Origin of the sequence: Kitasatospora sp. NPDC048407, assembly GCF_043200475.1 — a bacterium.
Taxonomy (GTDB): domain Bacteria; phylum Actinomycetota; class Actinomycetes; order Streptomycetales; family Streptomycetaceae; genus Kitasatospora.
In genome coordinates, this window is sequence record NZ_JBICXW010000014.1 from 19,935 (window position 1) to 42,034 (window position 22,100).

The window sequence follows — 22,100 nt, forward strand, 5'->3', positions numbered from 1 at the left end:
TGCCCGTCCCGCTTCCGGCGGGGCGGGCATCGCGGGTTGACCGCAGGCCAACCGGGCAGGCGGAGCGAGCACAACACGGACCAGGCGGTTCGATCGGCCTGGCGGACGGTTCGGGAGGACCACGGTGAGCGGAGCCACGGGTGCTGGAGGTGCCACGGGCGGTCTGTCGGGCGGACCGGGCGGGACACCGTACGGTGCGCCGCAGCGCCCCGAGAACCCCGCCACGTCCACCTCGGTGATGCCCCAGGCCGGCCAGCCCGGCTACAGCGGCCAGAACCCGCCGGCCCCCAGCGGCCCGCCGGGCTTCTCCCAGCCCACCACGTACGCCAAGGGCCAGAACACGCCGGCGCGCGGCACCCGCACCGGCGGCCCGGGCCCGCAGGGCGGCGCCCCCGGCGCCCCGCGCCCCGCACAGGGCACCGGTGGCGGCGGTGGCGGCGGCGGCACCGGCCGGGTCCGCAAGGCCCGGCTGCGGATCACCAAGGCCGACCCGTGGTCGGTCATGAAGGTCAGCTTCGTGCTCTCGCTGGCCGTCGGCATCATCGTCATCGTCGCCTCCGCGGTGCTCTGGATGACCCTGGACGGCCTCGGCGTCTTCGACTCCCTGACCAGCACCCTCAAGGACGTCACCGGCACCGACAGCTCCGGCGCGTTCAACCTGATGGACTACATCGGGTTCGGCAAGGTCATGATGTTCACCACCCTGATCGCGGTGGTCGACGTGGTCCTGATGACCGCGCTGTCCACCCTCGCCGCGTTCATCTACAACACCGCGGCCGGCTTCACCGGCGGCGTCGAACTCACCCTCGCCGAAGAGGACTGACCCAGCGTCAGATCACGGAATTCCCCGGGCCCCGAAGGCTGTTGAAGCCTTCGGGGCCCGTCGCCGTCTCCGGCGGCAATCGGGTGACCGGGCGGCGCGCCGGGATCGGCCGCACCGCAGCCGCGTGGACAAATGACATACACGAACGAGCACGGGGCCCACCGGCCGCGACAGCGGACACCGGGCGGCCCGGACGGGTACGGCCGGTCGAGAGGTCCGTGATGGCGGAGAACGCACAGCAACTGGTCCGAGCACTCGAAGGCCTGATCGGCCGTCGGCTCCCACTGCGAGTACGCACCTGGGACGGCTCCCAGGCCGGCCCGCCGGGCGCCCCCACCATCGTCCTGCGCAACCGCCGCGCCCTGCGCCGCCTGATCTGCGCCCCCGGCGAGCTCGGCCTGGCCCGCGCCTACGTGGCCGGCGACCTCGAACTCGACCCCGGCACCGACCTCTACGAGGTGCTGGACGCCGTCGCCGCGTTCGCCGAGGACCCGGACATCCGCACCCTGCGGCTCGGCCCGCGCCACTTCCTCGGCGCCCCCGGCCGCCGCCTGCTCGCCGCCGCCCTGCGCCTCGGCGCGCTCGGCCCGGTACCCGCGCCCCCGCCCGAGGAGGTCCGGAGCCGCCGCGGCAGCCTGCACAGCCGCCGCCGCGACCGCGCCGCGATCAGCCACCACTACGACGTCGGCAACGACTTCTACGGGCTCGTGCTGGGCCCCACCATGGTCTACTCGTGCGCCTACTGGACCCCCGACTCCAAGAGCCTGGAGGACGCCCAGGAGGCCAAGCTCGACCTGATCTGCCGCAAGCTCGGCCTGCGCCCCGGCATGCGCCTGCTGGACGTCGGCTGCGGCTGGGGCTCCCTGGTGCTGCACGCGGCCCGCCACTACGGCGTCCAGGCGGTCGGAGTGTCCATCTCCACCGAACAGGTCGCGCTGGCCCGTCAGCGGGTCGCCGAGGCCGGTCTGGCCGACCGGATCGAGATCCGGCTCCAGGACTACCGGGAGATCCCCGACGGGCCCTTCGACGCCATCTCCAGCGTCGGCATGGCCGAACACGTCGGCTCGGCCCAGTACCTGGTCTACGCCCGCCACCTGTACGACCTGCTCGCCCCGGGCGGCCGCCTGCTCAACCACCAGATCGCCCGCCGCCCGCTGGACCCGGGCGAGAAGTACCGGCTCTCCCCCTTCATCGACCGCTACGTCTTCCCCGACGGCGAGCTCTCCCCCGTCGGCGCCACCGTCACCCGCCTGGAGGAAGCCGGCTTCGAGGTCCGCGACGTCGAGGCCCTCCGCGAGCACTACGGCCGCACCCTCCGCGAATGGGTCGCCAACCTGGAGTCCCACTGGCCCGACGCCGCCGCCCTCGCCGGCCGCGGCCGAGCGCGGGTCTGGCGTCTCTACATGTCCGCCTGCGCCCTCGCCTTCGAGCAGAACCGCATCGGCATCAACCAGGTCCTCGCCGTCCGCCCCACCCCCGCGGGCGCCTCCCGCCTCCCCGCCACCCGCGCCCAGTGGCTCGCCGAGGCCGCTGAGCAGCACCGCCCGACGGGGGCCGCGGATACGGATTTGGGAGATCAGCCATCGGTCCGCTAATCTTTGAGTGCGGCAAGGGCCTATAGCTCAGACGGTTAGAGCGCTTCCCTGATAAGGAAGAGGCCACAGGTTCAAGTCCTGTTAGGCCCACCGGCGCGAAGGCCCCGATCACCTGGTGATCGGGGCCTTCGACATTTTCCCCGTAACCTCCGGCCGCGACGGCTCGTTGAGCCCGGTGCGCAGAGGCGAAACACAGGGTGAGCTGACTCGAAACTGATGTGAAGTCGGGGATAGCCGGGCGACAGACCCGGTCATTGGGTGACGTGGGACACAACGCGACCTCTGCTCCGGCCGGCGGATGACCGGCCCCGCCCGCCCCGGGCACCCGGGCGGTTCCCCCGTCACGTTGTCTTTCACCCTGTGAGGCATCCCCATGTCCATGGAAGCCGCCCTGATCGAATCCAGGACGCTCCGAAGCGGCCTGTGCGAGCGCACCGAAGTCCTCGACGAGGTCAAGGCCCTCGTCCTGCTGCCCGACGGGCTGCACGCCACCACGCGGATGGTCGCCGACTACTTCGGGGTCAGTGAGCCCGCCATCTACAGCTTGCTCCGACGGCACCGCGAGGAGTTGGAGAGCAACGGATTCACCGTTCTCAGGCCTGTGGAAAACCCCGCTGACCAGACATTCAAAACGAATGGCTGGCAGGTCAGCGGCCCGCAGAGCCGTCAGCAGGAGGCGCAGGCGGGCGACCCGGCTGCGCAGCCTGTGGACAACCCGGGAAACCAGAAGTGCAAAGTGAACTTCTGGCAGGTCGGCGGCCCGCAGAGCGGTCAGCCGCACACGCAGGCGGGTGGCCTGCCTGCGCGGCCTGTGGACAACCCCGCGAGCCAGAGTGACAAGACGTCACTCTGGCAGGTCAGCGGCTCGGAAGGCCCCCACGGCCACCCCTCCGGCGCGGGCCACCGTCCCACCGTCAGGGGCGCCGCCCAGCGCCCCCAGGGCGGCGGAAACGGCGTCGCGCTGTACTCCCGGCGGGCCGTGCTGAACGTGGCGATGCTGCTGCGGGACAGCGAGGTCGCCCGGGCCGTCCGCAGCAGGCTGCTCGATCTGATCGAGGGTGCCGCCCGTCCGGCGGCGGGGCCGGCGGCGGTGTACGCATTCCCGGCCCGGCCGTGGAAGCGGTGGAGCGAGTTGCGGTGGGACGAGGAGGAGGCGGTGCGGCGGGATCCGGCCGTGGCGGCGTGGCGGCGGCGGATCGACGGGCTGGAGCCGTTCGAGGCGTGCCTGCCGGCCGTGCCGCCGGCGGGGGAGGAGCCGGAGGACCTGCCGGGTGTGGACGCCGAGCTGGCCGAGGCGCTCGGGTCGGTGGACCGGCGGTTGGAGGCGCAGGGCGTGGTGATCTCCGCGATCAGTGTGCGGTTCGCCCGGCAGGAGTCGCGGCTGGACGCCCACGGCGGCCGGCTGGACGCGCTGAGCGAGGACGTCCGGGCGATCCGGCGGGATGTCGCGCTGCTGCGCAGGCGTCGCCGCGGATAGTTGCCGGGGTGTTCGAAGGGCCCGTCGGCGGTGCGGAACCGACGGCGGGTCCGACTCGTCGGTATTCGGGGGAGGCAGTGGGCTCGCAGTCCGATGACCGTACTGGTAGGGAAGCGTCAAAGGCGCTTGCAGATCGGCCGGTTGACGGTGGCGGGGGCCGCTTCTGAACCGGTTACCGGTGTGTATCATCGGCCCCAGGGCGGTCTTCAGCCTGACCGCTGGTTCGTGCCCTTACATCCAAGTAAGCAAGAAGGACGAGGTCCCGCGGTGAAGAAGCTTCTCCTGGTCGCCCTGGTCGCCCTCGGCGGCTTCTTTGTCTACCGTCAGGTCCAGGCGGACCGCGCCGAGCAGGACCTGTGGACCGAGGCGACCGACCCGGTTCCGGCCGGCCGCTGAGCTGACGCACGAGTCTTCCTCGGACCGGCCTGCGGAGCACAGGCCGGGGCCGGTCCGAAACCCGCGTGGGGCGCTGCCCGGGAGCGGGTAGGCTAGTGCCCGTTGCTCGGGGCCTTAGCTCAGTTGGTAGAGCGCTGTCTTTGCATGGCAGATGTCAGGGGTTCGACTCCCCTAGGCTCCACTTCGAAACGACTCCGCCCGGCCGCAGTTCTGCGGTCGGGCGGAGTCGTTTCTGCTGTCGGGTGCGGGGTCGTCAGCACCGCCCCGGTTCAGTGCGGCTTGCGGGGGTCGTGCGGCTTGGGGCGGTCGTCCTCGGACGGGGTGCCGACCGGTGGCTGGCCGGGCGTGGTTCCCGTTCCCTGCGCGTCCTCGGGGGTGTCGTGCGGGACGGAGCCGTTCATGGTGGCCCCGCCGACCGGGGCGCCGGTGGCGCTGCCCGGCCGGGGCGTGGCGGGCGGCGCGGTGGCGGGCTCCGGGGGCTCGGTCAGCCATTCGGGGTTGTTCTGCTTGCGGTACCACTGCCAGGCGGCGACGCCGGCACCGATCGCGACGGCGCCGGCCACCGCGAGGCCGGTCGCCCAGCCGTTGCAGCGCTTCTTCTTGGCGTTCTTGGCGGCCAGCTCGCTGATCTCGGCAGCGCTGACGTTGCCGTGCAGTGCGGTGATCGCGGCGGCGCTGCGGGCCTGCGCCTCCTGGGCGAGCGGGACGACGCTCTCCCGTGCGGCCTGGAAGGTCTCGGCGACCTTGGGGGCGACCGTGGTCCGGGCCTGGCAGGCGGCCTGGCCGGCCGACAGCTTGGCGGCGAGCACGGCCTCCTGGGCCCGGTGGATGGCCCTCAGAGCGGCCTTCTGGGTGTCCGGGGGGAGGCTGAAGAAGGCCTGCTCCAGGTGCGGGGCGAGGTGCTTGACGTACTGCACCCGGGCGGCCTGCGCGGCCTGGCCGGCCCCGCTGCGGGCCTGTGCTCCGGCGGCCGCGGCCTTCGGGCCGAGCGCCTCCAGCTTGGGGCCGAGCACCTGCCTGGCCTCCTCGGCGTAGTGCAGATAGGCCTCCTTCGCGGAGGCGGCGTAGGGCGCGACGGCGTCCTTCGCCCGTCCGGCGGTCTCGCGCGCGGTGTCCGTACGGCTCACGGGCTTCTCCTTCTCGGCGGGTGTCCGGCGTTCTTGTCCGGTATGCACCTTTCCACCTGATAGGAGATCATGCATCCTGCTTCCTCGCCGAGCACCTTCGGCTGAGCCGTCTGCGGCGATCATGGGATGATTCCTCGGATAGTCAGCTAGAAAGACAGGAAGGTACTCCCGTGGCCGAGGAACTCACCGCCACCCTGAAGACCAACCGCGGCGACATCGTGGTCAAGCTCTTCCCGAACCACGCCCCGAAGACCGTGGCCAACTTCGTCGAGCTGGCGGAGGGCACCCGCGAGTGGAAGAACCCGGAGACCGGCGAGGTCGCCAAGCAGCGGCTGTACGACGGCACCGTCTTCCACCGCGTGATCGACGGCTTCATGATCCAGGGCGGCGACCCGCTGGGCAACGGCACCGGCGGCCCGGGCTACAAGTTCGCCGACGAGTTCCACCCGGAGCTGTCGTTCGACCGCCCGTACCTGCTGGCCATGGCCAACGCCGGCCCGGGCACCAACGGCTCGCAGTTCTTCATCACGGTGGCCCCGACCACCTGGCTGAACCGCAAGCACAGCATCTTCGGCGAGGTCGTCGACGCGGCCAGCCAGAAGGTCGTGGACGCGATCGGCACCACCGCCACCACCAAGCCCTACGACCGCCCGGTCCAGGACGTGGTGATCGAGTCGGTCGTCATCTCGCGCGGCTGATTCGGACCCCTGCCGCCCTGCGGGGCGGCCCCGCGCGTTCCGGCGCGCAGTAGCCTGGACGGTCCCGGTGGTGCCCCGTTTCGCACGGCGGCGGCGCCGGGACCGTTTTCGTTGATGGAGGGACTGCGCCGATGCTTCCGGAGGAGCCCGTGCGGCCGACGCCCGTGGACAGCCAGGAGTCCGGCCTGCCCCGGTGCCACCGGCACCCCGAGCGGGAGACCGGCGTGTCGTGCGCGCGCTGCGGACGTCCGATCTGTCCGGAGTGCATGGTGCCCGCCTCGGTGGGCTTCCAGTGCCCGGACTGCGTGCACGGCGCGGCCGAGCGGCAGCCCCGGCAGCGGACGACGTTCGGCGGGGTGCTGGCGCTCGGCGACGGCGCGCTGGTCACCAAGGTGCTGATCGGCCTGAACCTGCTGGTGTTCCTGCTGACCGAGTACGTGGCCACGCAGTGGCAGGTCAAGCTGGGCCTGTTCAGCTGGGTGCCGCGGCCGGGGCTGGAGTTCGGCATGGCCGCCGGGCCGCAGGAGTGGTACCGGCTGGTGACGGCGATGTTCGTGCACGGGGGGCTGCTGCACATCGCGACCAACATGTTCTCGCTCTGGGTGCTCGGACCTCAGCTGGAGCGGGTGCTCGGCCGGGTGCGGTTCCTCGGCCTGTACCTGGTGGCGGGTATCGCGGGCAACGCGCTGTCGTTCCTGCTGGCGTCGGCGCACGGGCAGCTGTTCACGGTCGGCGCGTCGGGGGCGATCTTCGGACTGCTGGGCGCCACCGCGGTGCTGTTCAAGGTGAACCGGGTGCCGATGCAGCCGGTGATCGCGCTGCTGGTGGTGAACCTGGTGCTCACCTTCTCGCTGAGCAGCATGATCGACTGGCGGGCGCACGTCGGCGGTCTGGTGGCGGGCACCGTCATCGGCGCGGGCATGATGTACGCCCCACGGGCGCACCGGAATCTGGTGCAGGGGTTGACGACGGCCGCGGTGCTGGCCGCGAGCCTGGCCCTGGTGCTGATCGGAATGGCCCGTCTGCCGGGCTGACCGGGCCGGTCGGCGGTGCCGCAGTCTTTCCACAGGTGGGATGTGGTGGGCGATTGGATTTCCCGGGTCTACGCGCGTTATCCTGCTGCGTTTCGGGTTATCCACAGGATCGGCGAAGTTTTCCCCAGTGTGGACAACCCTGTGGATAAACGTTCGGACGCTCCGTGACCGGCCGACGTCCGGGCATGCCGAACACCGCTTCGGCCCGGAGTCCGAAGCGGTGCGGGGCAGGCGTCAGGCCGAGAACCGCCCGGCGGGCGGCACCGGCCTCACTTCCACTGCGTGGAGACGGCGAAGCCCGCCGCGATGAAGCCGAAGCCGGCCAGGATGTTCCAGTTGCCCCAGCTGTGGATCGGCCAGGTACCGCTGGTCACGTAGTAGCTGACGATCCAGGCCAGGCCGATCAGGAACAGCACCAGCATCAGCGGCGCCACCCAGCTCCGGCCGGAACTGATCTTCACGGCGGTCGCGGAGGACGGCGGCGGCGTGTAATCGGCCTTCTTGCGGAGTCGAGACTTCGGCACGAGGGGGCTCTCCTGTCGATGCGCTGTGACCGCGCAGGTGGTCAGTGGGGGCGGGGTGGCACGTGTGGACCGGTCCGTACGGTCGCGGAGCTCCGCACATGCCACCGGCGTCCGTTAGCGTAGTGGCTCGCCGGGTCTGAGGGAGATAAGGGTACGGTGACTGATTCCACGATTTCTTCGCCGAGTCCGGTCGCGCGCCCGCGTCGGGGCCGAATTGTCGGACGTGCCCTGACCTGCACCGTCTTCGCGATGGCCGGGTTGCTGTTCTACGTGAGCGCACAGACCGCGCACGGAACCGATCTGCGCACCGACAACTCGCTGCTGGGGCTCAGCGACGTCATACAGCAGCGCTCCACCCAGAACCAGCAGCTCCAGGAGCAGGTCGCCGCCGACCAGGACCGGGCCGACGGGCTGGCTCGCGGGCAGGGGCAGAGCCCGGACGACGAGGCCCGGCTGACCGCCCTGCAGCAGGCCGCCGGGCTGGACGCGCTGCACGGGCCGGGGCTGACCGTCACGCTGGACGACGCCCCGCCGAACGCCACCGCCCGGATCCCCGGCGTCCCCGAGCCCGGGGTGAACGACCTGGTGATCCACCAGCAGGACATCCAGGCCGTGGTGAACGCGCTGTGGCGCGGCGGCGCCGAGGGCATCCAGGTGATGGACCAGCGGCTGGTCTCTACCAGCGCGGTGCGCTGCGTCGGCAACACCCTGCTGCTGCAGGGCCGGGTCTACTCCCCGCCGTACGTGATCCGCGCGGTCGGCAAGACCGATTCGCTGCGCGCCGCGGTGGACACCGACCCGACGATCCGCAACTACCTGGGCTACGTGGCCGCCTACGGGCTGGGCTGGAAGGTCCAGGAGGCCAACGAGCTCAGCCTGCCAGGGTACGCCGGATCGATCGATCTGCGGGCCGCCTCCGCCCAGTAGGTCGCCACGTCGGCCCGTTGCGCCGATACCCGCCTGGGGCGGGCGGACGGGCGTCTACGCTTGTGCCGACCCGACCATCGAGGAGCACCATGTACGGCTGGATCTGGCGGCATCTTCCGGGCCCCGCGCCGGTTCGTGCGCTGATCGCGCTGCTGCTCGTCCTCGGGGTGGTCTACGTCCTGTTCCAGTTCGTGTTCCCGTGGGCCGAGCCGCTGCTCCCCTTCGGGAACGTGACGGTGGATCAGGGCGCCGGCGGCTGAACCGGCTCCCGGTTCGTCCGCCCTTCGACGCACGCACACCCCAGGAGTTAGCGATGACCTCCGCCGGCCACCCGCCCCGGATTCTCGTGGTCGACAACTACGACAGCTTCGTCTTCAACATCGTCCAGTACCTGTACCAGCTGGGTGCGGTCTGCGAGGTGGTCCGCAACGACCAGCTGACGGTGACTCAGGCCCGGCCCAGAAGCGGCGAGGAGGGCTACGACGGGGTGCTGCTCTCCCCCGGGCCCGGGACGCCGGAGGAGGCGGGGGTGTGCGTGGAGATGGTGCACCACTGCGCGCGGATCGGCCTGCCGCTGTTCGGGGTGTGCCTGGGCCTGCAGTCGATCGCGGTGGCGTACGGCGCCGTGGTCGGCCGGGCGCCGGAGCTGCTGCACGGCAAGACCTCCTCGGTGGTGCACGAGGACGGCGGGGTGTTCGAGGGCCTGCCCTCGCCGCTGACCGCCACCCGCTACCACTCGCTGGCGGTCGAGCCGGACACCGTGCCCGCCGACCTGGTGGTCACCTCGCGCACCGAGAGCGGCGTGATCATGGGCCTGCGGCACCGTGAACTGCTGGTCGAGGGCGTCCAGTTCCACCCCGAGTCGGTGCTCACCGAGGGTGGCCACCGGATGCTCGCCAACTGGCTGGCCGAGTGCGGGTTCCCGGAGGCGGTGGGCCGTTCGTCCGGCCTCGCCCCGGTGATCGGCCGGAGCTGATCCGGTGACCACCGTGCGCCCGGAGCGGGGCGTTCCCGAGGAGATGGACGAGCCGGACGGCTGGGGTGTCTACGAGCCGGCCCCGGAACAGACCCTGCAGCTGCGGCTGCCGCCCGACCAACCGGACCGGGGCGCGATATCCGGGCCGGACATCCAGGACGGACAGCGGCGCGCTCAGGGGCCGGTGGGCCTGCGGGCGGGCACCGGCCGTCGGCGGGCGTCCGGGCGGGCCGCAGGGCCGCGTCCGAAGCGGCCCAAGGAACGCAAGCGGGTGGTCCTGGCCCGGATGGTGGGGGAGCTGTTCATCACCCTCGGCGTGGTGATGCTGCTGTTCGTCTCCTACCAGCTGTGGTGGACCAACGTGGTGGCCGACAACGCCGCCGACGAAGCGGGCAAGAAGCTGGAACAGCAGTGGGGGCAGCCGGCCGCCCCGCCGGCCGACGGCGCGCCGCCGGCGCCGGCCAAGTTCGAGCCCGGTAAGGGCTTCGCGATCATCCACATCCCGAAGCTGGACCTGAACTACCCGATCGCCGAGGGCACCAACAAGCAGCAGGTGCTCGACAAGGGCCTGGTCGGCCACTACACGGGCACCGCGATGCCCTCCGACCAGTCCGGCAACTTCTCGGTCGCCGCGCACCGCACCACGCACGGCCAGCCGTTCCGGGAGATCGGCAAGCTGGCCCCGGGCGACAAGATCGTGGTGGAGACGGCCACCTCCTACTACACGTACGAGGTCGCGGGCGGCATCCCGGAGACCCCGCCGAGCAACGTGACGGTTATTCAGCCGGTGCCCAAGGGATCACCTTTCACCGGACCGGGTCGTTATCTCACGATGACGACATGCACGCCGGAGTTCAGTGCCCGGGGAAGGCTCATCGTCTTTGGCAAGATGGTCGACGAACGGCCGAGGAGCCAGGGCCAGCCGGAGGCGCTGACCGGGCAACACTGAGCAGCGAGGCACGGCACCATGGGCACAGCCAATCTGGGCGGGCGACGGCGCGGACGGGTGGCTGCGGCCCTTGGCCTGATGGGGGAGATGCTGATCACCCTGGGGCTGGTGATGGCGCTGTTCGTCGGGTACTCGCTGTGGTGGACGGACGTGGTGGCCGCCCGGGCCGCCAGCCGGCAGGGGGACAAGCTGCGGCAGAGCTGGAGCGCCCCGGCGGTCACCGCGCCCGGGTCCGCCGCCCCGGCCCCCGCCCCGGAGTACGAGGCGGGTGACGGCGTGGGCTTCCTGCACGTGCCGGCGTTCGAGAAGGACGACCGGACCACGCTGATCCGGATGGGCACCAACACGGACGTGCTCAACGAGGGCGTGGCCGGGGTCTACGAGGAGCCGTACCGGTCGGCGATGCCGTGGGACGCCGAGGGCAACTTCACGATGGCGGCGCACCGGGACGGGCACGGCGCGAAGTTCCACGACCTGGACCGGCTCGCCGACGGCGATCCGGTGGTGGTGGAGACCCGGGACGACTGGTACGTGTACAAGGTCGCCGGGACGCTGCAGCAGACGTCCAAGTACAACGTGGGCGTGGTCGCGCCCGTCCCCGAAGGCTCGCCGTTCACCGGCCCGGGCCGGTACCTCACGCTCACCACCTGCACGCCGGTGTACACCTCGCGCTACCGGATGGCGGTGTGGGCGAAGCTGGTGCGGGTGGACCCGATGGACGCCCGCCGCACCCCACCGCCCGAGCTCCGCTGACGCGCCGTCAACACGGAAGGGGCCGCACCGTCCGAGGACGGTGCGGCCCCTTTCAGCGTGCGGTGCAGGTCAGGGCGTGCCCGGCTTGTCCGCCAGCTTGAGGTACAGCATCACGACGTCGTCCGGGGTGATCTGCGTCCCGGCGGACGGGGTGAAGTTGATGACGATGGCCTGCGGGTCCTGCGGGCCCACCGGCTGGTACTTCGTGATCCCGGCCGCGGCCAGCGCCTTGATCGCGTCGGAGAGCTTGAGGTTCTGCAGCGGCGGCACGGTCAGCTTGTCGGCCAGCTTGCCGACCGTGATGGTGACCTTGGTGCCCTTGGCGACCTGGCCGCTCTTCGGGTCCTGGCTGATGACCTGGCCGACCTTGGCCTGCTCGGTGGGGCCGACGACCTTGGTGACCACGTTCGCCGACAGGCCGAGGTCGGCGAGCGCCTGGGTCGCGTTGTCCTGGGACTGCCCGACCAGGTTCGGCACGGTGACCTTCTGCTGGCCGGAGGAGACCACCAGGGTGATGGTGGTTCCGGTCGCGGCCTTGCCGGACACCGACTGCGAGACGACCTTGTCCTGCTCGACCTTGTCGTCGGTGCTGTAGTTGACGGTGACCGTGAAACCCTTGCCGGTCAGCGCGGCGTTGGCGGCGTCCTTGGTCTGGCCGACGACGTCGGGGACGTCGACCTGCGCCGGGCCGGAGGACAGGTGCACCGTGATCTTGCCGTTGGTGGCGATCTCGGTGCCCGAGGCCTGCTCCTGGGTGCAGACCTGGTCCTTCTGGATCTTGGTGTCGGGGCAGGCGATCGCGTCGCCCGCGACCACGGTGAGCGAACTGTTCTGCGCCTTCGCCGCGGCCTCCGCGTCGGACAGCGTCTTGCCGACCAGGTTCGGGACGGTGGTCTTGGCGTTCGTTCCGCCGGTCTTCACCAACGACTGCACCACGAAGAACGCGCCGACCAGGACCAGCACCGCCGCGACGGCGAGGATGATCCAGGAGGTGTTGCTCTTCTTCGGCTGCTCCTCGCGCCGCCGGCTGCTGCGGCCCTCGTAGCCGTCGTCGTTGCCGTCCTGGTAGCCGCCGTACTGCGCGGGCTGCTGGTGGCCGACCGGCGGCAGCATGGTGGTGGGGCCGCCCTGCTGGGGCAGCATGTTGGTCTGGCCGTACGGGTCGTACTGCCCGCCCTGGTCGTATCCGTAGCCGCCTGCGCCGGTGCCGTAGGCGGCCTGCTGGGCGGCGGCGACCGGGAGGCCGTCGAGGAAGCGCTCGATGTCGTCGCGCATCTCGTCGGCGGACTGGTAGCGGTAGTCGCGCTCCTTGGCGAGCGCCTTCAGCACGATCGCGTCGATCTCCGGGCGCACCTCGGGGTCGTACGCGGACGGCGGGGCGGGCTCCTCGCGGACGTGCTGGTAGGCCACCGCGACGGGGGAGTCGCCGACGAACGGCGGTCGAACCGTGAGCAGTTCGTAGAGCAGGCAGCCGGTCGAGTACAGGTCGGAGCGGGCGTCGACGGTCTCGCCCTTGGCCTGCTCGGGGGAGAGGTACTGGGCGGTGCCGATGACCGCGGAGGTCTGGGTCATCGTCATGCCGGCGTCACCCATCGCGCGGGCGATGCCGAAGTCCATCACCTTGACGTTGCCCTGCCGGGTCAGCATGACGTTGGCGGGCTTGATGTCGCGGTGCACGATGCCGGCGCGGTGCGAGTACGCGAGCGCCTGCAGGATGCCGATGGTCATCTCCAGCGCGCGCTCGGGCAGCAGTCGCCGCCCGGTGTGCAGCAGCTCGCGCAGGGTGGAGCCCTCGACGTACTCCATGACGATGTACGGGATGGAGATCCCGTCGATGTAGTCCTCGCCGGTGTCGTAGACGGCCACGATGGCGGGGTGGTTGAGCGAAGCGGCGGACTGTGCCTCGCGGCGGAAGCGGGCCTGGAACGAGGGGTCGCGGGCCATGTCGGTGCGGAGGGTCTTCACTGCGACCTGGCGGCCGAGCCGGGTGTCGTGGGCGAGGTACACCTCGGCCATGCCACCGCGTCCGAGGACGCCGCCGAGCTCGTACCTGCCGCCTAGGCGACGAGGCTCTTCCATATCTCCGACCCTCTCCCCCACCGGTCGGTGAGGATATGACGTAGTGTCCCCGCACGCTCTGTCTTGACGCGGCCGCCGCCGCGGTGGTTTCACGGTGCCGGCGTCCGCAGTCGATCGCCGCGGACTGGCTGCGGGTACACCCGCTGCTGGCGGATACGCTACCGGGCGAACCTGACCGGCCCCGTACAGGCGGCCACCTGAGACCAGACCGGTATCGACCAGGACCGTCCCATTGTGACAATTCCGGCCACCGATCGAGGATCGATGGCCGGAATGTGACGGATACGACCGACCTACTTGCCGAGTGCCGCCTGCATCATCGACTTGGCGATCGGCGCGGCCAGCGAGCCGCCGGAGATCTGCTGCGCCTCGCTGGAGCCGTCCTCGACCACCACGGCGACGGCGACCTGCTTGCCGTCCTGGCCCTTGGCATAGGAGACGAACCAGGCGAACGGCAGGCCGGAGTTGTCCTGGCCGTGCTGGGCGGTGCCGGTCTTGCCGCCGACCGTCACGCCCGGGATCTTCGCGTTCTTGCCGGTGCCGTTCTGCACCACCGACTCCATCAGCTGCTGGAGCTTCTGCGCGGTGGCCGGCGAGACCGCCTGCGACATCTGGCGCTCGGTGTGGGTGGAGATCACGTTCCCGGCCGAGCCCTCCTGTGCGACCAGGTAGGGCTCCATCAGCGAGCCGTTGTTGGCGATCGCCGCCGCCACCATGGCCATCTGCAGCGGGGTGGCCCGGGTGTCGTGCTGGCCGATCGCGTCCATCGCGGTGCCGTCGGGCTTGGAGCCGGACGGGAAGTGGCTGGCGTCGGCCCGGACCGGGATGGTCACCTCTTTGTTGAAGCCGAACTTCTCGGCCTGCGCCCGCAGCTTGTCGCCGCCCAGTTCGGCGCCCATCTTGCCGAACACGGTGTTGCAGGAGATGTCCATCGCGTCCTGCACGGAGACGTTCGCGCAGACCTCGCTCGGGCTGGCGTTGATCAGCGCGGTGTTGGTGCCGGGCAGGATGTACTTGTCCGGGGTGTCGGTGAGGTCCGTCGGCTTCTGGTACTTGCCGGTCTCGAACGCGGTCGCCGCGGTGATCAGCTTGAAGGTCGAGCCGGGCGGGTAGGTCTCGCGCAGCGCCCGGTTCAGCAGCGGCTTGTTCGGGTCGGCGTCGAGCGCTGCCTTGGCCTTGGCGTCGTCGGCGGTGCCGCCCGCGAAGGTGCTCGGGTCGTACGAGGGGGTGGAGACCAGCCCCAGGATCGCCCCGGTCTTCGGGTCGATGGCGACCGCGGCGCCCTTCTTGTCGCCGAGCCCCTCGAAGCCCGCCTTCTGCACCTTGGGGTCGATGGTGGTGACCACGTCGCCGCCCTGCTTGGGCTTGCCCGTCAGCATGTCCAGGGTGTTGCGGAAGAACAGCCGGGAGTCGGTGCCGGAGAGGATGCCGTCCTCCAGCTTCTCCAGCTGGGTGGCGTCGTACGTCTGCGAGGAGTACCCGGTGACCGGCGCGTACATCGGGCCGTCCGGCCAGGAGCGCTTGTACTTGTAGCGCAGGCCGTTGACGAAGTCGGACTTGGTGACGGCCTGACCGCCGACGATGATGTTGCCGCGCGGGTAGGCGTACTTGTCGTACTTGGTGCGGTCGTTGTGCGGGTTGCTGGCCCACGCCGACGCCTGCACGCCCTGCACCCAGTTCACCCGGAGCATCAGGGCGAGGATCAGGACCAGGCAGAAGATCGACACCCGGCGGATCGGCTTGTTCACGAGGTCGCTCCCCTGCTCTCGTCCGGTGCGCCCGGGCCGGCGGCCCCGAGCCGCTCCGGTCCGGCCGGTTCCGGGATGGCGGCGGCCGGTTCGACGGCCGGCCGGCGGGCGGTGTCGCTGATCTTCAGCAGGATGGCGATCAGGGCCCAGTTCGCCACCACGGAGGATCCGCCCTGGGCGAGGAACGGCATGGTCATACCGGTCAGCGGGATCAGGCCGGTGACGCCGCCGGCGACCACGAACACCTGCAGCGCGAACGCCGAGCTCAGGCCGACCGCCAGCAGCTTGCCGAACGGGTCGCGGGCCGCCAGCGCGGTGCGCAGGCCGCGCTGCACCACCAGACCGTAGATCATGAACAGCGCCATCAGGCCGGTCAGGCCCAGTTCCTCGCCGAACGAGCCGAGGATGAAGTCGCTCTTCGCCGCGAACTGGATCAGCCAGCTGCGGCCCTGCCCCAGCCCGGTGCCGACGATGCCGCCCGAGCCGAGCGACATCAGGGTCTGCCCGATCTGCTCGGAGGAATGCTCGGGCGGCTTCGGTGCGAACGCCGCCATCGGGTCGAGCCAGGCATTGATGCGGGTCTTCACGTGCGACTCGGTGGAGGCCACCAGGGCCGCGCCGCCGAGCGACATGGTCAGACCGAAGACGATCCAGCTGGTCCGCTCGGTGGCGACGTACAGCATCACCACGAACAGGCCGAAGAACAGGAAGGAGCTGCCCAGGTCGGTCTCGAACACCAGGATCAGGATCGACAGCAGCCAGACCACCACGATCGGGCCGAGGTCGCGCCCGCGCGGCAGGTACAGGCCCATGAACTTGCGGCTGGCCAGCGCCAGGGCGTCCTTCTTGACCATCAGGAAGCCGGCGAAGAACACCGTCAGGATGATCTTGGCGAACTCGCCGGGCTGGATCGAGAACGAGCCGATGCGGATCCAGATCTTCGCGCCGAAGTCCTCCTGCCGGGACGGGAAGAAGGCCGGCGCGGCCAGTAGCACCAGCGCCACCACCATCGAGATGTAGGTGTAGCGCTGCAGGATCCGGTGGTCCTTCAGCAGGATCACCACGCCGATGAACATCGCCACGCCGAGCGCGGACCACATCAGCTGGTTCCCGGCCGCCGGGAAGTTGTTGCGCAGCAGCTTGCCGGCCTTGTCGAGCCGCCAGATCATCACCACGCCGAGCCCGTTCAGCAGCGTCGCCAGCGGCAGCAGCAGCGGGTCGGCGTACGGCGCGAACCGCCGCACCGCCAGGTGCGCGCCCAGCGCCAGTACGCCCATGCCGAGGCCGAACTTCAGCATGCCGACGGGCAGGCTGCCGTCCATCGCCAGGCCGACGTTGGCGTACGCCAGCATCGGGATCGCCAGGGCGAAGCCCAGCATCAGGAGTTCGGTGTTGCGCCGGTTCGGGGTGTCGCCTGCCGAGGACCGGCCGACGGCACGGCGCCGCCCGGTGCCGGGCGTGCTGCCGCTGCTCACGTCGAATGTGCTCATGCCTGTGAAAACCCCCGGGTTCGCCCGCGGCCTACTGCCCGGCGCAGGACACCGCGAGCTGCTGCTCCTGCTCGGTCAACGGCGGGGCGGACGGCGTGGCGTCCCCGGTGGACGGGGCGGCCTTGGACTCGGCGACCTTCTTGCAGACCTCGGCCTGCGTGCGCAACGTCTCGATCTGCTTCCGGGCGTCGTCGAGGCTGCCGGCCTGGATGTTCTTGGAGACCTGGTCGCGCTGGAACGCGGGCAGGTACTTCAGTTCGACGTCGTACTGCTGGTAGACCGAGCTGAGCTTCAGTCCGGCCAGGTTCTGGTCGAGGCCGCGGTAGACGGCGAGCCGGCCGTTCTCGGCGCCGACGTAGTACTGGCTCTGGTTCCACCGCCAGGCGAAGAAACCGCCGCCGCCGAGCACCGCGAGCACCAGCACGCCGATCAGGGTGAACTTCAGGCCGCGCTTCTTCTTGCGCCGGCTCGGCGGGGCGTCGCCCTCGTACGGGTCGTGGCCGCCGTACTCGCCGCCGTCGCCGGACGGGAAGCCCGCCGGGTCGGCGTAGCCGCCGGGCTGGTCGTAGCCGCCCTGGTAGCCCTCGGCGGGGCCGAAATCGCCGGCCGGGGCGCCGTAGCCGGGCTGCTGGTCGTAGCCGCCGTGGTAGCCCTCGGCGGGCCCGAAGGCGCCCTGCGGGGGCTGCGGAGTGCGGCCGAGGCCGGCCGCGCGACCGGCGGGGGTGTCCAGCAGGTGCGGGTCGTGCATCGGGTGCGGCTGGGTGTCGGCGACCGCGCCGACCACCTCGGGGGCCTGGGTGACCTGGCCGCTGAGGGTGTCGGTGGCGCCGACGTCGATCACGTCGGCGACGATGCAGGTGATGTTGTCCGGGCCGCCGCCGCGCAGCGCCAGCTGGATCAGCTCCTGGACGGTCTGCTGCGGCGCGTAGTAGCTGCCGAGCGTCTCCTCCAGGGTCTGGTGGCTGACCGGGCCGGACAGGCCGTCGGAGCAGATCAGGTAGCGGTCACCGGCCCGGACCTCGCGGATCGACAGGTCGGGCTCGACCTGTCCGCGGCCGTCCAGGGCGCGCATCAGCAGCGAGCGCTGCGGGTGGGTCTCGGCCTCCTCGGCGGTGATCCGGCCCTCGTCGACCAGCCGCTGCACCCAGGTGTGGTCCTGGGTGATCTGGTCGAGCCGACCGTCCCGCAGCAGGTAGGCGCGGGAGTCGCCGATGTGCACCTGGCCCATCCGGTGGCCGTCCCACAGCAGCGCGGTCAGGGTGCAGCCCATGCCCTCCAGCTGCGGGTCCTGCTCGACCATCTGCCGCAGCCGGTCGTTGGCGGTCTGCACCGCGTCGCCCAGCAGGGTCAGCAGGTCGGCGCCGGGGTGTTCCTCGTCGAGACGGACGATCGACCCCAGCACCTCGGAGGAGGCGACCTCACCGGCCGCCGCCCCGCCCATGCCGTCGGCCACCGCGAGCAGCCGCGGCCCGGCATAGCCGGAGTCCTCGTTCCCCTCGCGGATCAGGCCCTTGTGCGAGCCGGCGGCGAAGCGCAGCACGAGACTCATGCTGTCCGGGCCCTCCTTCGGGTGGAGCTGGTCCTCATGCGCTGACTACTTCCGCAGCTCGATGACGGTCCTGCCGATTCGGATCGGCATCCCGATCTGGAGCGGCGTCGGCGTGGTCAGCCGCTGTCGGTCCAGATAGGTGCCGTTTGTGGAGCCTAGATCCTCGACGGTCCACTGCCCAGCCTGATCCGGGTAGATCCTGGCGTGACGGGAGGACGCGTAGTCGTCGTCCAGGACGATCGTGGAGTCGTGCGCCCGGCCGAGCGTGACGGTCTGGCCGTGCAGCGCGACGGTGGTGCCGGCCAGCGAGCCCTGGGTGACCACCAGGTGCGTGGGCTGGCCGCGGCGCTGCCGGGCCTGCTGCTGCTGGGCGGCGGCCGGCTGCCCCTGGGGCGGGCGGCCCGCACCGGGCGCGGCGGGGGCGGCACTGGGCGTCGCGGCCCGGTGCCCGGAGCGCGCGGCGCCCTTGGTGGTGAACAGGTCGCTGCGGATCACCTGCACGGCGACGATGACGAACAGCCAGAGCACGGCGAGGAAGCCCAGCCGCATGACCGTCAGGGTCAGATCAGACATACCGGCCCGCTTCTACCCTTCGACCTGTCGGTAGACGATGGTGGTCGACCCCAGGACGATCCGGGAGCCGTCGCGGAGCGTAGCGCGCTGGGTGTGCTGTCCGTCCACCACGATGCCGTTGGTGGAGCCGAGGTCCATCACCATCGCGGGCGTTCCGGGGCGGATCTCCGCGTGCTTCCGGGACACTCCGGGGTCGTCGATCCTGATGTCGGCCTCGGTGGAGCGGCCCAGTACGACCGCGTTCTGGGTGATCTGGTGCCGGGCGCCGTTCACCTCGATCCAGCGCCGGGTGCCGGCGCCGCCGTGGCCCGCGCCGGGGAACGGCCGCACGTTGTTGCCGGGGGCCGGCGGGGCGGGCGGCATCGCGGGCGGGGCGGAGGGCGGCGGCGGAGCGCCGTACGGGGCGCCGGTGCCCTGCTGCCAGGGCGCGCCGGGAGCCGGCGGCGTCGGCGGGCGGCCGTAGCCGGGCGGGGCGGCGGGCGGCGCGGGCGGCCGCTGCGGCTCCTCGGCCGTCAGTGTGCGGCTGCGCACCCGGTACAGGCCGGTGTCCAGATCGTCGGCCTTCTCCAGGGCGACCTGGAGCGGGCCCATGAAGGTGTACCGCTGCGCCTCGGCGTACTCGCGGACCATGCCGGCCAGTTCGGTGCCGAGCTGGCCGGCGTAGGGGCTGAGCCGCTCGTGGTCGTGCGGGCTGAGTTCGACGATGAAGTCGTTCGGGACCACCGTGCGGTCCCGGTTCCAGATGCTGGCGTTGTTGTCGCACTCGCGCTGCAGGGCGCCGGCGATCTCCACCGGCTGGACCTCGGACTTGAACACCTTCGCGAAGGTGCCGTTCACGAGACCTTCGAGTCGCTGCTCGAACTTTTTCAGGACTCCCACGGGGCACCCCCTCTCAGGGCTCGGTCGGGCCGGCTCGTCGGCTGGAAAGCGGTACTTCCGTACTGATCGTATCCACGCCCGGCCCTTCCGTACGGTTCCCCGGCCAGGTCGCGCCCGGAGGGTACCCACTGGGGGCTCCGCTCACCCGTTCGGACCGGGTCGGGTTGCGGTCCGGTGGGAGCGGTGCGGGGGGCCATCCGGAATGGATTCGCAGGTGGGGCTCGGAGCGTGCTAATGTTTTCCATGTCGGAAGGGGCGCCCGCAAGGGAGCCGAACGGAAGACCCGGAGAGATGCGCTAAGCTTCTCGAAGAGTCGAAAGAGCGACAAGCTCCCGAAGACAACACCCATGCGCGGGTGGCGGAATAGGCAGACGCGCTGGATTCAGGTTCCAGTGCCCGAAAGGGCGTGGGGGTTCAACTCCCCCCTCGCGCACAGCGAAGCCCCGCAGATCTCAGGATCTGCGGGGCTTTTTGTTGTTCCCGTGCCCCCGGGGGAATTCCCGGTGCTTTTCAGGCGGGCAGTACGGCGTGCAGGCTGAAGCCGCCGTCGGGGGTCGGGCCGGCGGTGAAGGTGCCGCCGAGCAGGGCGGCGCGCTCGCGCAGGCCGATCAGGCCGTGGCCGCCGCCGGGCAGCGGGGCGGCGGTGGGGCGGCCGGCCGGCGGGCCGTTGCGGACCTCGACGTGGAGTTTCTCGCCGCGGGCGGCGACCCGGACGGTGACCGGGGCGCCGGGGGCGTGCTTGGTGATGTTGGTGAGGCCCTCCTGGACGGTCCGGTAGGCGGCCCGTTCGACCGCTTCGGGCCAGTCGCGCCGGCCGGGGTCGAGGCGGCGGGTGACGGGCAGGCCGCTGCCGTCGATCAGCCGGGGCAGGTCGGCGAGGGTCGGCTGCGGGGCGAGCGGGGTGCCGTTGCCGACGCCGGCGGCACGCAGCACGCCGACCATCTGACGCAGTTCGTCCAGGGTGCGGACGGAGAGCTCGCGGATGGTCCGGGCGCCGTCCCGGGAGGCCGGGTCGGTGCTGGCGACCTGGATGGCCCCGGCCTGGATGGAGATCAGGCTGACCTGGTGGGAGACCACGTCGTGCATTTCGCGGGCCAGCCGGGCGCGTTCCGCGGTCAGCACCCGCTCGGCGATCAGCCGGCTCTCGCGCCGGCGGCCCTTGGTGAGTTCGGTGACGCGTTCGGCGAGTTCGCGGCGGGTGCGGGTGAGCATGCCGAGCGCGGCCGGTCCGGCGCCGAGCATCGCGGACTGGATGGCGTACAGCGCGTTGTCCCGGCTGAGTGCGAGCAGGTCGGGAGAGAACGGCCAGTGGAAGAACTCGACCAGGGCGAAGGAAACGGCGCAGGTGACCGGGATCCGCGGCTTCGGGTAGGCCGCGGCGACCGCGTACACGGCGGTGAGCGGGGCCAGCCAGATTTCGTTGAAGAACGCCGCGGGCAGGGTGAGCAGGGCCACCGGCAGCGGGTGGCGGCGGCGGCCGAGCAGGGCGACCACGGACAGCGCGGACAGCGCGAGCTGCCAGGGCGCGGAGCCCTTGGCGACCAGTGCGGAGTCCACCGCGGCGGCCGCCACCGGGATCAGCAGCGTGGTGCGGGGGGACCGCAGCCAGGCCCAGCGGCGCGGGGCCTCGGCCTCGGCCTCGGCGGGAGCGTCGGTGTCCGCGTCGGCGTCGGGTACGGCCGTCGCGTCGGCGGAGGTCACTCCCCGTCCCGGGGTTCGCGGACCAGGCCGGCGCGGTGTGCGATGACGGCGGCCTGGACCCGGTTGGCGGCGCCGAGCTTGGCCAGGATGGCGCTGATGTGGTCCTTGACGGTGCCGGTGCCGAGGAACAGCCGGTCGGCTATCTCGGCGTTGGAGAGGCCTTCGCCGAGCAGCGCCAGCACGTCGAGTTCGCGGCCGGTGAGCCGGTGGGTGAGGGCGGTGGCGGTGAGGTCGGGGCCGCCGCCGTCGACGTAGCCGCTGATCACGGTGCGGGCGACGGACGGGGAGAGCACGCTGCCGCCGGACGCGAGCACCCGGACGGCGTGCACCAGCTGCTCGGGGGCGGTGTCCTTGAGCAGGAACCCGGCGGCGCCGGCCCGCAGCGCGGTGCCGATGTACTCGTCGGTGTCGAAGGTGGTGAGCATGGCGACGACGGGTGGGTCGGGCAGCGCGCGCAGGCGGCGCAGCACGCTGATGCCGTCCAGGTCGGGCATCCGGACGTCGAGCAGCACCACCTGCGGGGCGAGCGCCCGGGTCTGCTGCTCGGCCTGGCCGCCGGAGCAGCCGCCGACCACTTCGAGGTCGGGTGCGGAGCCGACGATCAGGCCGAGCCCGGAGCGGACCAGCACCTCGTCGTCCACGATCAGGACCCGGGTCGGCGGCATGTCTCTCCCTGGTGACGGGCTTGCACCCCCGCCGATCGGCGGGGGTGGGAATCCGCTACCGGATTCACGCAATTCTCATCTTCGCTGGGCAACCATGGAAATCGGGGTGAAGTGCGCAGACCGCGCGCGGATGCGCC

At 71.3% G+C, this 22,100-nt stretch carries 21 protein-coding genes and 3 tRNA genes; 14 read left to right on the forward strand and 10 right to left on the reverse strand.

What is annotated here, in order from left to right; all coding sequences use genetic code 11:
* Positions 1–124 precede the first annotated feature (124 nt).
* From ACGFWJ_RS24050 to ACGFWJ_RS24075, 6 genes are all read left to right on the forward strand, one after another.
* Positions 125–823 carry a DUF3566 domain-containing protein gene (locus ACGFWJ_RS24050; RefSeq protein WP_392952975.1) on the forward strand — a complete coding sequence of 233 codons (699 nt, stop codon included), beginning with the start codon at positions 125–127 and terminating at the stop codon, positions 821–823.
* A 221-nt stretch (positions 824–1,044) separates the two neighbouring features.
* The gene (locus ACGFWJ_RS24055) at positions 1,045–2,418 is read left to right on the forward strand and encodes a class I SAM-dependent methyltransferase (protein WP_392952978.1); all 1,374 of its coding nucleotides are present in this window, start codon (positions 1,045–1,047) and stop codon (positions 2,416–2,418) included.
* Between the two features lie 16 nt (positions 2,419–2,434).
* Positions 2,435–2,508: transfer RNA gene (locus tag ACGFWJ_RS24060), tRNA-Ile, on the forward strand.
* 283 nt (positions 2,509–2,791) lie between these two features.
* Positions 2,792–3,895, forward strand: coding sequence for a hypothetical protein (locus tag ACGFWJ_RS24065; RefSeq protein ID WP_392952981.1), 1,104 nt, complete (start codon positions 2,792–2,794; stop codon positions 3,893–3,895).
* Positions 3,896–4,162: 267 nt separating this feature from the next.
* The gene (locus tag ACGFWJ_RS24070; RefSeq protein WP_014137031.1) at positions 4,163–4,291 is read left to right on the forward strand and encodes a DLW-39 family protein; all 129 of its coding nucleotides are present in this window, start codon (positions 4,163–4,165) and stop codon (positions 4,289–4,291) included.
* 108 nt (positions 4,292–4,399) lie between these two features.
* Positions 4,400–4,472 (forward strand) — tRNA-Ala (locus ACGFWJ_RS24075).
* An 88-nt stretch (positions 4,473–4,560) separates the two neighbouring features.
* Here ACGFWJ_RS24075 and ACGFWJ_RS24080 read toward each other — a convergent pair.
* Positions 4,561–5,418: a DUF5324 family protein gene (locus tag ACGFWJ_RS24080; RefSeq protein ID WP_392952984.1), complete on the reverse strand. Its 858-nt coding sequence runs from the start codon at positions 5,416–5,418 to the stop codon at positions 4,561–4,563.
* 170 nt (positions 5,419–5,588) lie between these two features.
* On the opposite strand from ACGFWJ_RS24080, the gene ACGFWJ_RS24085 reads away from it, so the two are divergent.
* The gene (locus ACGFWJ_RS24085) at positions 5,589–6,116 is read left to right on the forward strand and encodes a peptidylprolyl isomerase (RefSeq protein ID WP_387640067.1); all 528 of its coding nucleotides are present in this window, start codon (positions 5,589–5,591) and stop codon (positions 6,114–6,116) included.
* 131 nt (positions 6,117–6,247) lie between these two features.
* A complete protein-coding gene (locus tag ACGFWJ_RS24090) occupies positions 6,248–7,150 on the forward strand; it encodes a rhomboid family intramembrane serine protease (protein WP_387860289.1) in 903 nt (300 codons plus the stop codon).
* Between the two features lie 269 nt (positions 7,151–7,419).
* Here the strand turns inward: ACGFWJ_RS24090 and crgA are convergent, their stop codons facing one another.
* On the reverse strand, positions 7,420–7,674 hold the full coding sequence (crgA, locus tag ACGFWJ_RS24095) for a cell division protein CrgA (RefSeq protein WP_387640071.1): 255 nt from the start codon (positions 7,672–7,674) through the stop codon (positions 7,420–7,422).
* Between the two features lie 249 nt (positions 7,675–7,923).
* Here crgA and ACGFWJ_RS24100 point away from each other — a divergent pair, with 249 nt between their 5' ends.
* The 5 genes from ACGFWJ_RS24100 to ACGFWJ_RS24120 all read left to right on the forward strand — a co-directional run bounded on the left by ACGFWJ_RS24100 (position 7,924) and on the right by ACGFWJ_RS24120 (position 11,279).
* Positions 7,924–8,601 (forward strand): DUF881 domain-containing protein, encoded by a 678-nt coding sequence (locus ACGFWJ_RS24100; protein WP_392952988.1) that lies wholly within the window; start codon positions 7,924–7,926, stop codon positions 8,599–8,601.
* Positions 8,602–8,690: 89 nt separating this feature from the next.
* The gene (locus tag ACGFWJ_RS24105; RefSeq protein WP_387640076.1) at positions 8,691–8,861 is read left to right on the forward strand and encodes a hypothetical protein; all 171 of its coding nucleotides are present in this window, start codon (positions 8,691–8,693) and stop codon (positions 8,859–8,861) included.
* 53 nt (positions 8,862–8,914) lie between these two features.
* A complete protein-coding gene (locus ACGFWJ_RS24110) occupies positions 8,915–9,577 on the forward strand; it encodes an aminodeoxychorismate/anthranilate synthase component II (protein ID WP_387640078.1) in 663 nt (220 codons plus the stop codon).
* 4 nt (positions 9,578–9,581) lie between these two features.
* Positions 9,582–10,526 carry a class E sortase gene (locus ACGFWJ_RS24115; protein WP_392952991.1) on the forward strand — a complete coding sequence of 315 codons (945 nt, stop codon included), beginning with the start codon at positions 9,582–9,584 and terminating at the stop codon, positions 10,524–10,526.
* Between the two features lie 57 nt (positions 10,527–10,583).
* Positions 10,584–11,279: a class E sortase gene (locus tag ACGFWJ_RS24120; protein ID WP_392952994.1), complete on the forward strand. Its 696-nt coding sequence runs from the start codon at positions 10,584–10,586 to the stop codon at positions 11,277–11,279.
* A gap of 69 nt (positions 11,280–11,348) precedes the next feature.
* Here ACGFWJ_RS24120 and pknB read toward each other — a convergent pair whose 3' ends face one another.
* The 6 genes from pknB to ACGFWJ_RS24150 form a co-directional block, all read right to left on the reverse strand.
* Positions 11,349–13,358, reverse strand: coding sequence for a Stk1 family PASTA domain-containing Ser/Thr kinase (gene pknB / locus ACGFWJ_RS24125; protein WP_392952997.1), 2,010 nt, complete (start codon positions 13,356–13,358; stop codon positions 11,349–11,351).
* 293 nt (positions 13,359–13,651) lie between these two features.
* Positions 13,652–15,106: a peptidoglycan D,D-transpeptidase FtsI family protein gene (locus tag ACGFWJ_RS24130; RefSeq protein WP_392952999.1), complete on the reverse strand. Its 1,455-nt coding sequence runs from the start codon at positions 15,104–15,106 to the stop codon at positions 13,652–13,654.
* On the reverse strand, positions 15,103–16,596 hold the full coding sequence (locus ACGFWJ_RS24135; protein WP_392953002.1) for an FtsW/RodA/SpoVE family cell cycle protein: 1,494 nt from the start codon (positions 16,594–16,596) through the stop codon (positions 15,103–15,105). Before ACGFWJ_RS24135 ends, ACGFWJ_RS24130 begins: the two co-directional genes overlap by 4 nt.
* Positions 16,597–16,627: 31 nt before the next feature.
* Complete coding sequence (locus tag ACGFWJ_RS24140) at positions 16,628–18,145, reverse strand: protein phosphatase 2C domain-containing protein (RefSeq protein WP_392953004.1); 1,518 nt, start codon at positions 18,143–18,145, stop codon at positions 16,628–16,630.
* A gap of 45 nt (positions 18,146–18,190) precedes the next feature.
* On the reverse strand, positions 18,191–18,718 hold the full coding sequence (locus ACGFWJ_RS24145) for an FHA domain-containing protein (RefSeq protein ID WP_392953007.1): 528 nt from the start codon (positions 18,716–18,718) through the stop codon (positions 18,191–18,193).
* Positions 18,719–18,730: 12 nt separating this feature from the next.
* The gene (locus ACGFWJ_RS24150) at positions 18,731–19,597 is read right to left on the reverse strand and encodes an FhaA domain-containing protein (protein WP_387640101.1); all 867 of its coding nucleotides are present in this window, start codon (positions 19,595–19,597) and stop codon (positions 18,731–18,733) included.
* 349 nt (positions 19,598–19,946) lie between these two features.
* On the opposite strand from ACGFWJ_RS24150, the gene ACGFWJ_RS24155 reads away from it, so the two are divergent.
* Positions 19,947–20,030, forward strand: a tRNA-Leu gene (locus ACGFWJ_RS24155).
* Positions 20,031–20,107: 77 nt separating this feature from the next.
* On the opposite strand, the gene ACGFWJ_RS24160 is transcribed toward ACGFWJ_RS24155, so the two are convergent.
* Positions 20,108–21,298, reverse strand: a complete 1,191-nt coding sequence (locus tag ACGFWJ_RS24160; RefSeq protein ID WP_392953010.1) for a sensor histidine kinase — start codon at positions 21,296–21,298, stop codon at positions 20,108–20,110.
* Complete coding sequence (locus tag ACGFWJ_RS24165) at positions 21,295–21,963, reverse strand: response regulator (protein WP_387640106.1); 669 nt, start codon at positions 21,961–21,963, stop codon at positions 21,295–21,297. Before ACGFWJ_RS24165 ends, ACGFWJ_RS24160 begins: the two co-directional genes overlap by 4 nt.
* Between the last annotated feature and the right edge of the window lie 137 nt (positions 21,964–22,100).

What these genes read in the sequence shown, in the direction of transcription:
- ACGFWJ_RS24135 (WP_392953002.1), bottom strand. Translation starts at nt 16,596, where the DNA reads ATGAGCACATTCGACGTGAGCAGCGGCAGCACGCCCGGCACCGGGCGG.
- ACGFWJ_RS24090 (WP_387860289.1), top strand. Translation starts at nt 6,248, where the DNA reads ATGCTTCCGGAGGAGCCCGTGCGGCCGACGCCCGTGGACAGCCAGGAG.
- ACGFWJ_RS24055 (WP_392952978.1), top strand. Translation starts at nt 1,045, where the DNA reads ATGGCGGAGAACGCACAGCAACTGGTCCGAGCACTCGAAGGCCTGATC.
- ACGFWJ_RS24100 (WP_392952988.1), top strand. Translation starts at nt 7,924, where the DNA reads ATGGCCGGGTTGCTGTTCTACGTGAGCGCACAGACCGCGCACGGAACC.
- ACGFWJ_RS24105 (WP_387640076.1), top strand. Translation starts at nt 8,691, where the DNA reads ATGTACGGCTGGATCTGGCGGCATCTTCCGGGCCCCGCGCCGGTTCGT.
- ACGFWJ_RS24145 (WP_392953007.1), bottom strand. Translation starts at nt 18,718, where the DNA reads ATGTCTGATCTGACCCTGACGGTCATGCGGCTGGGCTTCCTCGCCGTG.
- ACGFWJ_RS24165 (WP_387640106.1), bottom strand. Translation starts at nt 21,963, where the DNA reads ATGCCGCCGACCCGGGTCCTGATCGTGGACGACGAGGTGCTGGTCCGC.
- ACGFWJ_RS24140 (WP_392953004.1), bottom strand. Translation starts at nt 18,145, where the DNA reads ATGAGTCTCGTGCTGCGCTTCGCCGCCGGCTCGCACAAGGGCCTGATC.
- ACGFWJ_RS24110 (WP_387640078.1), top strand. Translation starts at nt 8,915, where the DNA reads ATGACCTCCGCCGGCCACCCGCCCCGGATTCTCGTGGTCGACAACTAC.
- ACGFWJ_RS24065 (WP_392952981.1), top strand. Translation starts at nt 2,792, where the DNA reads ATGTCCATGGAAGCCGCCCTGATCGAATCCAGGACGCTCCGAAGCGGC.
- pknB (WP_392952997.1), bottom strand. Translation starts at nt 13,358, where the DNA reads ATGGAAGAGCCTCGTCGCCTAGGCGGCAGGTACGAGCTCGGCGGCGTC.